This is a genomic window from Mesorhizobium sp. B4-1-1 (genome assembly GCF_006439375.1).
Lineage (GTDB): Bacteria > Pseudomonadota > Alphaproteobacteria > Rhizobiales > Rhizobiaceae > Mesorhizobium.
This window is the reverse complement of record NZ_VFTH01000033.1, coordinates 1-13,907: the sequence shown is the minus strand read 5'-3', so window position 1 is coordinate 13,907 and position 13,907 is coordinate 1. Positions and strand designations below refer to the sequence as shown.

The 13,907-nt window shown below is 64.3% G+C and carries 11 protein-coding genes and 1 tRNA gene; 7 read left to right on the top strand and 5 right to left on the bottom strand.

Going from position 1 to position 13,907, the window contains the following annotated elements:
- Positions 1-53 precede the first annotated feature (53 nt).
- From FJW10_RS28350 to FJW10_RS28330, 5 genes are all read left to right on the top strand, one after another.
- Entirely contained in the window at positions 54-1,529 is a 1,476-nt protein-coding gene (locus tag FJW10_RS28350; RefSeq protein WP_140902526.1) for an aldehyde dehydrogenase family protein, read from the top strand.
- Positions 1,530-1,542: 13 nt separating this feature from the next.
- A complete protein-coding gene (locus tag FJW10_RS28345) occupies positions 1,543-3,237 on the top strand; it encodes a GMC oxidoreductase (RefSeq protein WP_140902525.1) in 1,695 nt (564 codons plus the stop codon).
- Positions 3,238-3,251: 14 nt separating this feature from the next.
- Positions 3,252-4,034, top strand: a complete 783-nt coding sequence (locus FJW10_RS28340) for an aldolase/citrate lyase family protein (protein ID WP_140835119.1) — start codon at positions 3,252-3,254, stop codon at positions 4,032-4,034.
- Between the two features lie 22 nt (positions 4,035-4,056).
- A complete protein-coding gene (locus FJW10_RS28335) occupies positions 4,057-5,325 on the top strand; it encodes an FAD-dependent oxidoreductase (protein ID WP_140902524.1) in 1,269 nt (422 codons plus the stop codon).
- A gap of 105 nt (positions 5,326-5,430) precedes the next feature.
- Positions 5,431-6,837 carry an NAD(P)-dependent oxidoreductase gene (locus tag FJW10_RS28330; protein WP_140902523.1) on the top strand — a complete coding sequence of 469 codons (1,407 nt, stop codon included), beginning with the start codon at positions 5,431-5,433 and terminating at the stop codon, positions 6,835-6,837.
- Positions 6,838-7,042: 205 nt separating this feature from the next.
- Here the strand turns inward: FJW10_RS28330 and FJW10_RS28325 are convergent.
- A tRNA-Arg gene (locus tag FJW10_RS28325) sits at positions 7,043-7,119 on the bottom strand.
- A gap of 133 nt (positions 7,120-7,252) precedes the next feature.
- Positions 7,253-8,416 (bottom strand): M20 aminoacylase family protein, encoded by a 1,164-nt coding sequence (locus tag FJW10_RS28320; protein ID WP_140835122.1) that lies wholly within the window; start codon positions 8,414-8,416, stop codon positions 7,253-7,255.
- Between the two features lie 218 nt (positions 8,417-8,634).
- Between FJW10_RS28320 and FJW10_RS28315 the strand changes: the two genes are divergently transcribed.
- Together FJW10_RS28315 and FJW10_RS28310 are read left to right on the top strand one after the other, a co-directional pair.
- Positions 8,635-9,801, top strand: coding sequence for a D-alanyl-D-alanine carboxypeptidase family protein (locus tag FJW10_RS28315; RefSeq protein WP_140902522.1), 1,167 nt, complete (start codon positions 8,635-8,637; stop codon positions 9,799-9,801).
- Positions 9,802-9,809: 8 nt separating this feature from the next.
- The gene (locus FJW10_RS28310; protein ID WP_181177692.1) at positions 9,810-10,931 is read left to right on the top strand and encodes a GTP-binding protein; all 1,122 of its coding nucleotides are present in this window, start codon (positions 9,810-9,812) and stop codon (positions 10,929-10,931) included.
- On the opposite strand, the gene FJW10_RS28305 is transcribed toward FJW10_RS28310, so the two are convergent.
- The 3 genes from FJW10_RS28305 to FJW10_RS28295 all read right to left on the bottom strand — a co-directional run bounded on the left by FJW10_RS28305 (position 10,928) and on the right by FJW10_RS28295 (position 13,737).
- Positions 10,928-11,197 (bottom strand): sulfurtransferase TusA family protein, encoded by a 270-nt coding sequence (locus FJW10_RS28305; RefSeq protein ID WP_140902520.1) that lies wholly within the window; start codon positions 11,195-11,197, stop codon positions 10,928-10,930. The genes FJW10_RS28310 and FJW10_RS28305 overlap by 4 nt on opposite strands.
- Before the next feature lie 77 nt (positions 11,198-11,274).
- Positions 11,275-12,564: a murein L,D-transpeptidase family protein gene (locus FJW10_RS28300; RefSeq protein ID WP_140902519.1), complete on the bottom strand. Its 1,290-nt coding sequence runs from the start codon at positions 12,562-12,564 to the stop codon at positions 11,275-11,277.
- A 222-nt stretch (positions 12,565-12,786) separates the two neighbouring features.
- Complete coding sequence (locus FJW10_RS28295) at positions 12,787-13,737, bottom strand: acetyl-CoA carboxylase carboxyltransferase subunit alpha (protein ID WP_140647417.1); 951 nt, start codon at positions 13,735-13,737, stop codon at positions 12,787-12,789.
- Between the last annotated feature and the right edge of the window lie 170 nt (positions 13,738-13,907).

Sequence of the window (13,907 nt, the reverse complement as noted above, 5' to 3'; positions counted from 1 at the left end):
GAAGCCCCCAACAGTCGAGAGGCGCCAATACGTCTCCGAAAAAGGAAAAGAACATGCTGAGTTTTGATCCGCAAATCGTTGACGTCCCCAGAGGCCATCACGTCGGCGGCCGATATCTCGATCTTCCGGGCGGCGAGATCGAGGTGCTTCGTCCGTCCGACCAGCAGGTGATGGGCGTCGTCAAGGACGGTGGCGAGGCCGCCGTCGACCTTGCGATCAAGGCCGCGAAGGAGGCGCTCAGAGCGAGCAAGTGGGCGAAAATAGCGCCTCGCGATCGTGCCAGGGTCCTGTTTCGCTTTGCCCAGCTGATCGAGGAGAACAACCTCTATCTCGGCCGGCTCGAGGCCATGGGGTCGAGCCGCCTGATTTCGGGCACGGTCACCGGCGACGCCATCCGCACGGCCGGCGTCGTGCGCTATTTCGCGGAATTCTGCGACAAGCTGGAAGGCATCGTCACCGCCACCGAAGACGGCACGCTGAGCTACGTCAAGCGCGAGCCCTACGGTATCGTCGGCGCGATCGTGCCGTGGAACTTTCCGATGATCACGGCTGCCTGGAAATTCGCGCCGGCGCTCGCGGCGGGCAATGCGGTCGTCATGAAGGCGTCCGAGCTCACGCCGCACAGCCTTCTTGCGCTTGCCGAGCTTGCGGCGCAGGCGGGGCTGCCGGCGGGCCTGCTCAACGTCATCAACGGATACGGGCATACGACGGGTGCGGCGATCGTGCGCCATCCCGATGTGATGATGGTTTCCTTCACCGGGTCGACGAGCACGGGGGCGGCGATCATGTCGCTGGCGGCGCAGTCCGGCATCAAGCCGGTGACGCTGGAGCTCGGCGGCAAGAGCCCGCAGCTGGTGCTCGCCGATGCCGGCGATCTCGATGTGGTGGCAAGCCGCGTCTCGGCAGCCTTCATGGCCAATGCAGGCCAGGTCTGCACGGCAGGTTCGCGCATCCTGGTCGAGAAGAAGATAGCCGACGAACTGGTCGCGCGCATCGTCGCCAAGACCCGGGAGATCAAGGCGGGTCCGACCTGGGACGAGAGCACGACCTTTGCCCCCATCATCAGCCGCAAGCAGCTCGATCGGATCGACGGCATGGTCCGGCGGACCGTCAGCGAGGGTGGCTCCATGATCACCGGCGGCGCGCCGATGGAATCGCGCAACGAGGGCAATTTCTACGCTCCGACGCTCCTGGAAAACGTCGACCGGGACAATGTCGGCTTCCGCGAGGAGTTCTTCGGCCCCGTGGCCACGGTCAACCCCTTCACCGAGCTGGAAGAGGGCATAGCGCTTGCCGCCCATCCGACCTACGGGCTTTCCGCGAGCGTTCACACCTGCGATATCAAGAAGGCGCTGAAGGCGGCCGACGGCATCGAGGCCGGGATGGTCTGGGTGAACCAGCACGGCCGCAGCCCCGAATTCACCTATTCCGCCGGCGGCTACAAGGGATCCGGATTCGGCAAGGACATGGGTCGGGCTGGCTTCGAGGAATTCACCAGACAAAAAGCCGTCTGGGTCAACTACGCCTGAAACGAGCCACGTCATGCATTTCGATTACATCATCGTCGGAGGCGGCTCCGCGGGAGCCGTGCTCGCCAGCCGGCTTTCGGAAGACGAAACCAAACAGGTTGCGCTGTTCGAAGCGGGCCCGGACACGCCGCCGGACGAGGTTCCCGACATCATCGCCGACAGCTATCCCGGGCTGTCCTACTTCGACCCGAAATATCACTGGACCGAGCTCAGGGTCTACAACCGCTCGCCGAAGCTGAATTCGCAACCGGCCAAGACCGCCAAGCTCGAGCAGGCCAAGGTCATGGGCGGCGGCTCCAGCATCAACGGCCAATTCGCCGTGCGGGGTCTTCCGCATGATTATGACGAATGGGAGGAGCTGGGCCTGAAGGGCTGGGGGTGGGAAGGAATGCTTCCCTACCTGAAGAAGCTCGAGCGCGATCTCGACTTCGACGGCGAGCTTCACAACAGGGCCGGCAACATTCCCATCCGCCGCGTGTTCCCGCCGGAATGGGCAGGCTTCACGAAATCGGTCCTGAAGGCGACCGAAGCGGACCACCCCTATCGGCCCGACTACAATGGAAGTTTCGAGGACGGCTCCTTCCCCTTGCCGCTCTCCAACGAGAACGACCGGCGGGTCTCCACGGCGATCGGCTACCTCCACAGCCGGGCGCGCGCCAGGAAGAACCTGCATATCTTCGCCAATGCCTTCGTCGAAGGGCTGGCCAGCGAAGGAACGCGCATCGTCGGCGCGACCGTCACGATTGGCGGCGAGACCAAGACGTATCGCGCCCGCGAAGTGATCGTCGCCGCCGGCGCGCTTCATTCGCCCGCGATCCTGATGCGCGCCGGCATCGGCCCTGCCGCTCAGCTGACGCGGCTTGGCATCGAAGTCGTCGCGGACCTGCCAGGCGTTGGCGAAAACCTGACCGATCATCCTCATATCGCGGTCGGCGCCCATTTCAAGAAATCGGCCCGGCTGCGGTCCGGCCAACGCAGGCACATCTTCCTCGGCGTGCGCTACTCGTCCAACCTAGCCGGCTGCCATTCCGGCGACATGATGCTGATGCCGGTCAACCGCGCCGGGTGGCATCCGCTGGGCAAGGCGATGGGCGCGCTCAATGTCTGCGTGAACAAGTCGTACTCGCGCGGGACGGTGACGCTGAGGTCGCCGAACCAGACCGACGAGCCGATCGTCGACCTGAACATGGCGTCTGATGGCCGTGACCTCATGCGCCTGGTGGACGGCTTCAAGCGCATCTACCGCATCATGACGACCCCGGACGTCCAGGCCCATGTCAACACCTGGTTCCTGGCCGGCTACAGCGACGAGGCGCGGGCGCTCAGCGTGCGCAAGGCCTCGAACTGGATCAAGACGGCAAGTGCCGCCTATGCCTTCGACTATCTGCCGTTCTTCCGCGAAGCATTGCTCGAGCGCAAATTCGGCACCACCGACCGCATGCATGCGATGATGCGCGACGATGAACTGATCGCCGACTGGGTGAAGCAGTCAGTCTGGTCCGGCTGGCATGTCTCGGGCACCTGCAAGATGGGCAGCGACACCGATCCGCTCGCGGTTCTCGACGGCGAATGCCGCGTGCGCGGCGTCCAGGGCCTGCGTGTCGTCGATGCCTCGATCATGCCGACAATCGTTGCCGCCAACACCAACATCACCACGATCGCGATCGCCGAGAAGGCGTCGGATCTCATCCTCAATTCCGCAGCTTGAAAGGAAGAACGACCATGCGCAGGAACAAGGTAAGGGACATCTGGGCGGCCGGCGGCGAGGTGGTGACGGGATGGCTGGGCATCCCCTCCACCATCTCGGCGGAACTGATGGCGCAGCAGGGCTGGGACGCGCTGACCGTCGATCTCCAGCATGGCGCGACCGATTACACCGACATGGTTCCCATGCTTCAGGCCATCTCCACGACCGATACGGCACCATTCGTACGCGTTCCATGGAATGACCCGGCAATCATCGGCAAGGTGCTCGACGCCGGAGCCTATGGCGTCATCTGCCCTATGGTGAACACGGCGGACGAAGCCGACGCCTTCGTCAGGGCGTGCCGCTACTTCCCCAAGGGCGGCCGTTCGGTCGGTCCGTTGCGCGCCTCGCTCTATGCCGGCCCGGACTATTTCAAGCACGCCAACGAGACAATCGTCACCATGGCGATGATCGAGAGCGAGCAGGCGGTCAGGAATCTCGAAGGTATCCTCAAGACGCCGAATCTCGACGCGATCTTCGTCGGTCCCTCGGACCTCGCCGTCACCATGGGCGAGGCGCCCGGCTTCGATCCGCGCTATCCGGCCGTCTACGAAGCCATCGAGTACATTGCCGCCAAGTGCAAGGAAGCAGGCGTCATCCCGGGCATCCATTGCGGATCGGTCGCCTATGGCGTGGACATGCGCAAGCTGGGCTACCGCTTCATGGCCTATCTGTCGGACTTCCGCATGCTGCAGCAGATCGTGTCGCGGTCGCTGCCGGCCTTCCGGACCGGCGCCGTAAGCGACCTGACTCCGTAACGGCACGGCAGGGGCAACGGGCATGCAGCGCAATCGCGACGGCACAAGCAGGAAGGTGACCGTCATCGGCGCGGGCATCGTCGGCGTGTGCAGCGCCAACTATCTGCTGAAGCAGGGCTTCGAGGTCGAAGTGATCGATCCGGCCTTGCCCGGCTCGGAAGACCAGTGCTCCTACGGCAATGCCGGCGGCATTTGTCCCGGATCCTGCTTACCGAACTCCATGCCGGGCGTGTGGAAGAACGTGCCCAAATGGTTGATGGACCCGGAAGGGCCTCTTTACGTGCGGCTGGCCTACCTGCCGCACGCCTTGCCGTGGCTTTTGCGCTTCCTGGCGGCGAGCCGCAAATCCCGCGTCGAAGAAATCTCGGCGGCGATGCGGGCGCTGCACCGCTACACGTTCGAATGCTATGAGCCGTTGATGAAGGAGGCAGGCTGCGAAGAGCTCCTTCAGAAACGCGGCCAGCTCTTCGTGTACGAAAGCGCGGATGGCCCCGGCAAAAGCAACTACGGCCTCGATTTGCGCCGCGCCCATGGCGTGCGTGTCGATATCCTCGATGCCGACGAAATCCGGCAGTTGGAGCCCGCTCTGGCATCGATCTTCAAGAGCGCCGTCTATCTGCCCGAGCAGGGGCAGTGTCCGAACCCGGGGCGGCTGGTGCGAAAACTGGCCGAAAACGCCGCGCGGCAGGGCGCTAGATTCCTGCAGGCGCGTGTCAAGGATTTCGAGCTGAACGGGCGGGAACTGACGGCGGTCGTTCTCGAAGGCGGCCAGCGCCGCCCGGTCGACCAGGCGGTCCTTGCCGCGGGCGCGTGGTCGGCGGCGCTCGCCCGCAAGCTCGGCAACCGCATTCCCTTCGAGACCGAGCGTGGCTATCACGTCATGGTCAAGGGCGCCGATACGGGGCTGCGGATCCAGACCATTTCGGCCGACCGCAAATTCGTGGCCTCCCCCATGGAGGAAGGGCTGCGCATCGCCGGAAATGTGGAGTTTTCAGGCCTGCGGTCGCCGCCGAATATGGTCCGCGCCGACACGCTCTTGAAGCAGGCCCGGCCCATGTTCAGGACGTTCAAGGAGGGCGAAGTGAAGCGATGGATGGGCCATCGGCCGGGAACGCCGGACAGCATCCCCGTCATCGACCGCGCGAAGCGCGCCCGCAACGTCGTCTACGCATTCGGCCATGGACATCAGGGGCTGATCGGCGGATCGGTCACCGGCAAGCTCGTCGCCGAACTGGCCGCCGGGTTGCCGGCAACGGTCGACCTGTCGCCATTCAGCGCCGACAGGTTCTAGCTTCCTGGGGCAAATCTCTCGCTTGCGACCCGGATATGCCGCTTCACGTCGTTCATCGGATGACGGATCGGAGTAGCTGGAGATAGCTATAGGGAAACGACGTTCATGACATCAGCCAACATTTTGATCTGCGACTTTGTCGGCCTTCGCTTCGGCGCGGACGGCAATCCCGATCACAGCGAGGTCAAGGCTTACATCGAAGCCAAGGGCGGCGTGTTCCATCGAACAGGCATCGGCAGCGCTGGCGCCCTCGATCCCGGCAGGCTGCATTTCTTCTACCTGCCGCAATTGAGCACCCGGGAAGAATTGTTGGCCGAGGCTGGGGACGGCCGTTATGACGCCGTCATCGCCGCGGCGACCTTCATTCCGGCGGAGGCCAGGTTCCACCTCGGCGGCGTGCGCATCGGGACCGGCACCGGCAATATGGGCTCGGCATCGTGGGGCGGGGGCAGCGGAGAGGGCGGCGAAGCGCCGCTTATGAATACGCCGGGCATCAACAGTCGCGCCACCGCGCAAATGGCCATGAAGGCGCTGCTGAAAGTCAGGCCGGATCTTCCCGTGGACAGGCTCAACAGCCTGGTCGCCGGCGGGCAGTTCGATACGGGAAAAGATCTGCGCCATTACCCGACCGAGAAGCTCGAAGGCAAAAGACTGGCCGTCATCGGCTATGGCAATATCGGTCGGGAATTCGCCAGGCTCGGCCAGGCCTTCGGCATGCGGGTCACCATCCATGCGCGGCACCGTCACCGCAAATGGATCGAGCTGGAAGGCTTCGACTACGCCGCAAGCATGGTGGACGCGGCGCGCGGCGCGGACGCGCTTTCGGTCCATCTCGGCCTGGGCGCTTTCGATGCCGGCCGGCAAAAATACGCCAACGCCGGACTTATCTCAGATGAGGTGCTTTCCGCTCTCAACCACGGCGCCGTGCTGATCAACTATGACCGCGGCGAGCTGGTCGATGTGCCAGCGCTGGAGCGCGCATTGGAATCGGGCCGTATTTCCCACGCGGCGATCGATGCCGACCTTTTTGCCGATGGCGCGACGCTTTCAGGACCGATGCTGCCTTATCTGAAGCTGGTCGAAGCCTATGGCCAGCGTCTGGAACTTCTTCCGCATGCCGCGGCCGACACCGACCATCCCTCCCGTGTCGCGGGCGCCAAGCAGGCGGTCGATCAGATCCGCGCCGCCATCGTCGATCATTGCGTCCACAATCTGAAAGGATCGCTGCCTTCCGGTTTTGTCGACATGGGGGCGAAAGCCCCGCCCGGTATCGGCGGCATCAATCTCCGGCATCTGGCGGCGCTGGCCGACGATCAAAACGTGGCCGCCGACCTCGCCCGATCGGGCGCTCTCGTTGCCGCCTTCTGGGAACGCATCATGGCGGCGTCCGAGCAGGAGCGACCGGCCCTGATCGCTTCCGGAGGCGAAGCGTTCGCCGAGGCCGCGAATCGTCTCTCCACACTTATGCGCACGCACCATCTTTCGGGGCCGTTCTCTTCAGGGTCGCATTGACACCCACCGTCGTATTGGGGCTGGCACGCTTGCAACTCGTTGGCGATTCATGGCGGCGGAGCGGTCCGCGCCGCGCTGCCGGTGAAAATCGATGCGTCGGATCAATGGCAGGCTGGAAGCCCGCAACCACGGAGCCCGCAGGAACTCGTCGGATCGGCCTTCAGAAAGAGTGCGGCGACCTGTTCGCCAAGCCTTTGAAAAACCTTGGTGATCCCGACAGGAATCGAACCTGTGACCTACAGATTAGGAATCTGCCGCTCTATCCTACTGAGCTACGGGACCACGCGGCCAGACACATAGCCGCTTCGGGTCGGTTCGCCAAGGGGCATGCTGACCTCCCATAGGCCGTAATGTCTCGGCGAGGCCGGGCTAAGCCGGCCAAGCGTATGGCGGCGGGGCCTTCGCCGGTGGCCGCTCAGGCGGCCAGCGCGGTCTCGGCCAGCTTCACCCAATAGCTCATGCCGTGCGGAATGACCTCGTCGTTGAAGTCGTAGGCCGGGTGATGCAGGCCCGCCGAGTCGCCATTGCCGATGAAGATGAAGGCGCCGGGACGGGCTTCCAGCATATAGGAGAAATCCTCGCCGCCCATCACCGGCTGGATGGCGCGGTGGACATGGCTGTCGCCGGCGATATCGGCGGCGACATCGCCCGCAAACACGGTCTCCTCGGCATGGTTGAAGGTGACGGGGTAGTTGGCGTCATAATCGACCGCTATGGTGGCGCCGAAGGCGGAGGCGAGCCCGGCGCAGAGCGCGCGAATGCGCTCTTCCGATTTCTTGGCCACTTCCTTCTTCAGCGTGCGCACGGTACCGGCGATCTCGGCGCTTTCGGGAATGACGTTGTAGGCGTCGCCGGCATGGAACTTCGTCACCGACACCACCACGGCCTCGACCGGATCGGTGCTGCGCGAGGCGATGGTCTGCAGCGCGCCGACCAACTGGCTGGCGATGACGATCGGATCGATCGTGCCGTGCGGCATCGCGGCATGGCCGCCGCGGCCCTTGACGGTGATGGTGAATTCGGCGGTCGCGGCCATGATCGGGCCGGGCTTGATGGCGAACTGGCCGACCGGCAGGCCCGGCATATTGTGCATGCCGAACACCTTCTCGATGCCGAAGCGTTCCATCATGCCGTCCTTGACCATTTCGTTGCCGCCGCCGCCGCCTTCCTCGGCCGGCTGGAAGATCACCGCCACGGCGCCGGCGAAATTGCGCGTCTCGGCGAGGTATTTGGCGGCTCCAAGCAGCATAGCGGTATGGCCGTCATGGCCGCAGGCATGCATCTTGCCGCGCACGGTCGAGGCCCATGGCTTGCCGGTGATCTCGTCGATCGGCAGCGCATCCATGTCGGCGCGCAGCCCGATGGTCGGGCCATCGCCCTTGCGGCCGCGGATGATGCCGACGACGCCGGTCTTGCCCAGCCCCGTCACCACCTCGTCGCAGCCGAACGCCTTCAGCTTTTCGGTGACGAAGCCGGCGGTCTGGAAGACGTCGAAATTCAGCTCCGGTGTCTGGTGCAGATGTCGTCGCCAGCCGGCGACTTCTTCCTGCATTTGCGCGGCACGGTTCAAAATCGGCATGATCGTTCCATCTCTTGGTTGATTGGCGGCAGTCGGTTCAGATCCGCTCAGCAATTGTGATTGTGTTGAACTTTGCCATTTTGGCGTCACATAGGGTAAATAGCACCACAACAATGCGGTCCGGGGTCGAGGGTCGAGCCGCATTTGTGCTGGCGATGGGTAACGAAATCTTACGGACCCAGCGGCGACTACGGCAAGAGGCGATTTCGGATTTGATCATGCGGCAAAGGCATTTCCTCAACCTGTTGCTGGCAGGCGCGCTGGCGCTTCCGGCGCTCGCCGGCGCCGCGCGTGCCAACCCGGTCGTGCTTTTCGACCTCAAAAGCGGCTCCATTCTGGAGCATCAGGACGCGTTCAAGCGCTGGTATCCGGCCTCGCTCAGCAAGCTGATGACGGCCTATGTCACCTTCCGCGCGATCCAGGCGGGCGAGGCGGCGCTCGATTCGCCGATCAAGGTGACGAAGCATTCGGCCGGCGAGCCGCCGAGCAAGATGGGCTTCAAGCCCGGCTCGGTGATGCGGCTCGACAATGCGCTGAAGATGATGCTGGTCAAGTCGGCCAACGACATCGCCATGGCCGTCGGCGAGAATATCGGCGGGTCGCAAGCCGCCTTCGCCGACCGCATGAACGCGGAGGCCGCCAGGCTCGGCATGGTCGGAACGCATTTCGTCAACCCGAACGGGCTTTATTCGCCGGAACAATACACGACCGCGCGCGACCTCGCCGTGCTGGTGACGGCGCTGCGCACCGATTTTCCGCAATACGCGCCCTGGTTCTCGATCGAAGGCCTTGCCGTCGGCAAGAAGGCCATCCCAAACTACAATCTGCTCATCGGCCGCTATCCCGGCGCGGACGGCATGAAGACCGGCTTCGTCTGCTCTTCCGGGTTCAACATGATCGGCTCGGCGACGCGCAACGGTCGCACGCTGGTCGCCGTGGTGCTTGGCGAGAAATCGGCGGTCAGCCGCGCCGAAGCGGCGGCAAAGCTGCTCGATCTGGGTTTTGAGATGCCGTCGGCCACTTCGACCACGCTTGGCGCTCTCAAGCCCTATGGCGACACGCTGTCGCCCAACGACATGCATGACGAGATCTGCGCGAAGAAACCGAAGGAGCAGCAGTCCGAGGCGGCGCCCGAGGTTGCGGCCAAGGACAAGTCGAAATCGCCCTACCAGGTGAAGCTCGACCACCCGACACTGGTCGCGGTCGGACTCGGCGGCGCGACCGGTCCGGCGCCGAAGGCATTCGTCGACCAGGTCGACCAGAACTATGCCGATGTGCCGTTGCCGATCTGGCGGCCGGACAGACCGGCGCCGGCCGGCGCCGAGCCGCTGGCGACGGCCGCCACCGGGGCGCAGGGCGACCAGCCCGTCAAAGCTGCCAACTAGCCAAGCTGATGAGCGGCTTTCCCATTCCCGTTTCGGTGCTCACCGGCTTTCTCGGCGCCGGCAAGACGACTCTGCTCAACCGGCTGCTCAAGGATCCGGAGCTTGCCGACACGGCGGTGATCATCAACGAGTTCGGCGAGGTTGCGATCGATCATCTCCTGGTCGAGCAGGCCTCGGACGGCATCATCCAGCTTTCCGACGGCTGCCTCTGCTGCACGGTGCGCGGCGACCTCGTCGACACACTCGCCGATCTCGTCGACCGGCTGCAGACCGGCCGTATCGCGAAACTGGCCCGCGTCGTCGTCGAGACGACGGGTCTGGCCGATCCGGCGCCGGTGCTGCAGTCGATCATGGCGCATCCGGCGCTGGTGCAGGCGTTCCGGCTCGACGGCGTCATCACGCTGGTCGACGCCGTCAACGGCGAGGCGACGCTCGATGCCCATGTCGAGGCGGTGAAACAGGCCGCGGTGGCCGACCGCATTGTGCTGACCAAGGCCGACCTTGCCGACGCGGCCGGGGTCGAGGCGTTGCGGGCAAGACTCAAGCAGATCAATCCGGGCGCCATCGTGCTCGATGTCGGCGAGGCCGGCGCCGCGGCGCTGTTCAATTGCGGCCTCTATGATCCTGAGACCAAGTCCGCCGACGTGCGGCGCTGGCTTGGCGAAGAGGCGGCGCAGGATCAGGATCATCACCGTGATCACGACCATCATCACCATGACGGTGTCGATGATCATGGCCGCCATCACCATGCGCATCGCCACGACACGCGGGTGCGCTCGCACTCGCTTGTCCATGACGGCCCGGTGCCGTTCTCGGCGATCGAGATGTTCCTCGACCTTCTGCGCTCGACGCATGGCGAGAAACTCCTGCGCATGAAGGGCGTCATCGAGCTCGCGGAGGATCCTGCGCGGCCGCTGGTCATTCATGGCGTGCAGAAGATCCTGCATCCGCCGGCAAGACTGCCGGCCTGGCCCGACGGCCAGCGTGGCACCAGGCTGGTGCTGATCACGCTCGACATGCCGGATGACTATATCCGGCGGCTGTTCGCCGCCTTCACGAACAAGCCGTCGATCGACACGCCGGACCGCGCGGCGCTGGAAGCCAATCCGCTGGCGATTGCCGGGCTTTAAGCTGAAGTAGGCAGGTCGGCCACGTTGCCGCGCTCGACCAGGAAACGGTGGCCGCCGGCGACCGCCGCCGTCTCGATCAACCGGTGGCCGGCATCGGCGCAGAACGCCGGGATGTCGATCACCGCCAACGGATCGGTGGTCTCGAGCCACAGCCGGGTGCCAGGTCGCATCGCGGCCAGTCGCTTGCGGGCCTTCAGCACCGGTAGCGGACAGTTCAGTCCCTTGAGATCGTAGTTAGCGGGCGGCTTTGCCTTTTGTTCATGCATGTCGCTATCCCAAAACCGCCTTGCACCTTCGGGTCAACGCCCGAGGGCATCCTTTTGGGCGACATGCATTGAAAATCTCAGCCGCCGAACATGCCGAGCAGCTTCTTCTTCAGCTTCGACACGGTGCCCTGGTCGGCGTCGGCGGCCTGCTGCGCTGGCTGGGCGGACGCGGGTTCGACGCCGGCGGTGACGACCGGCTGCTGTGCGGCCTGCTTGACGGCCTCCTTCTCGGCCAGCGCCTGCGCCTTTGCCTGTTCCTTGGCGGCCTTGGCCGCCTCGATCGCCGCGAGGCGCTGCTCTTCGGCCTTGCGCTTGGCTTCCTTTTCCGCGTCGGCTGCTGCCATCTTGCGGCCGAGCGGGGAATCGATGCGGCCCATGCGGGTCGTTTCCGTCACCGAGCCGTCGGAATTCATCGACGGCGGATCGATCGGCACGCGCTCGCCGCGGGCGCGGCGCTTCGACCAGTCGGAAACGATGCTGGCTTCCTTGACGCCGGCAATCGTCGGCTTTGGTGGCGGCGTGCTCGATTTTACGGCCGAATTGAAGGCCGCGTCGTAGCTCTTCTCGTAATTGGCGTAGGCCGTCTTCAACGAATCCGGCTGGGTCGTCGCGGGGCACGGGCCGGTCGGGTCGAAGCTCGTGCCTTCGGGCGCGACCTGATTGAAGACGTAGCGCTTCTCGCAGACGTCGACCTTCGGCGGCACCTTGGTGATCTCGAAATTGTCGTAGCCGACCTTCAGCATCTTCCAGAATTCGTAGTTCGGGTCGCTGCGGTAGCGCGCCATGTTGGCGGCGGTCATGCGGAACGGGAAAGCCTGGACCTGGAACTCGGTCTGGCCGCCCTGGAAGGCGTCGCGGCCGAAGGCATAGATCTGCTCGATCTGGGCGTCGGTCATCGAATAGCAGCCCGACGACGAACAGGCGCCATGAACCATCAGGTTCTGGCCGGTCCGGCCATTGGCGCGGTCATAGGCATTGGGGAAGCCGATGTTGAAGGACAGATGATAATTCGAGCGCGGATTCATCTGCGACGGACGCACCGTGTAGAAGCCCTCCGGCGCCTGGCGGTCGCCCTCGGTGTATTTGGGGCCGAGCTTTCCCGACCATTTGCAGATGTCGTAGCTGGCGACGAGATCGTAGCGGCCATTGGTCTTGGCCTTCCAGATCTCCAGCTTGCCTTCCTCCTTGAAGATGCGCGCCATTACCGAGGAGGTGCGCATCATGCCCTTGGCCTTCATGTCGGCGAGGATCTTGTCCGGCAGCGGCTTGTTGGCCTCCGGCGCGAAATCCTTCATCGACGAATCATTGCAGCCGGCGACGCCAATGGCGGCGATCAGGACTCCGGTGCGGGCAAGCTTGGCAAACATCGATACAGCTACGTCTCTTCTCTCGGGCCAACGGCTCTCGGCATGGCTTGACCGCAGGCTGAACACCATTGGACCGTAAGCCCGTTAACCTTGAAAATTCCTTACCGCAAGCCTTCGAGACAAATGGGCCAACCCCTCACGGCAAGTCCATTGAGCCGAATCCGGCGGCATTTTTGTGGCGAAATTGGTCGTTGCCGCCACAGTTTACCGCAAGATGCCCGATTAAAGGCTGCGGCCCATCGCCAGGTACTTCTCGCGGCGCTGCTCGCGGAAATCGGTGTTGGCGCCGGCGAAATCTTTCATCGTCCTGGCGATGAGGTCGCCGGTGGACGCAATCACCGTCTCCGGCGCGCGCTGGGCGCCGCCCATCGGCTCGGGAATGATGGCGTCGATGATCTTCATCTCGAGAAGATCCTGCGCGGTGATCTTCATGTTGGTCGCCGCGTCCTTGGAGCGCGTGGTGTCGCGCCACAGGATCGAGGCGGCACCCTCGGGCGAGATCACCGAATAGATGGCGTGTTCCAGCATGTAGACGCGGTTGGCGGTGGCGATCGCGATGGCTCCGCCGGAGCCGCCTTCGCCGATCACCACCGAGATCGACGGCACTTTCAGCGACAGGCAAGCCGAGGTCGAACGCGCGATGGCCTCGGCCTGGCCGCGCTCCTCGGCGCCGACGCCGGGATAGGCGCCGGCGGTGTCGACCAGCGTCAGCAGCGGGATCTGGAAGCGATCGGCAAGCTCCATCAGCCGCACCGCCTTGCGGTAGCCCTCGGGGCGCACCGAGCCGAAATTGTGCTTGATACGGCTTGCCGTGTCGGAGCCCTTCTCCTGGCCGATCACCGCGACGGGCTCGCCGCGGAAACGGGCAAAGCCGCCGACGATCGCCTGGTCGTCGCCGAAATTGCGGTCGCCGGCCAAAGGCGTGAAATCGGTGAACAGCGCCTTGATGTAGTCGACGCAGTGCGGGCGGTCGGGATGGCGCGCGACCTGCACCTTCTGCCAGGGCGTGAGCGCCTTGTAGAGGTCGCGCAAAGCGTCGCGAGAGCGCTTTTCCAGCCTGCTGATCTCTTCGGCGACGTCGACCGCCTCGCCGTTCTCGGCAAGCTTCTTCAGCTCGAGGATCTTGAGTTCCAGATCCTGCACCGGCTTTTCGAAGTCGAGGTAGTTGTACATGCTTGGGCGGACCGATCCGTCGGAAGGCAAATGGCTGGCGGAACCGCTGAAATGCCGGCCCCGGGCGGTGGAACGTCGCCTTCACATAGCGATATGAGGCCTAGTCGGCAAGCGGATGATGATCGTTCACCAGCCGCACCAGCCGCTCCTCCAGCACATGGGTGTAGATC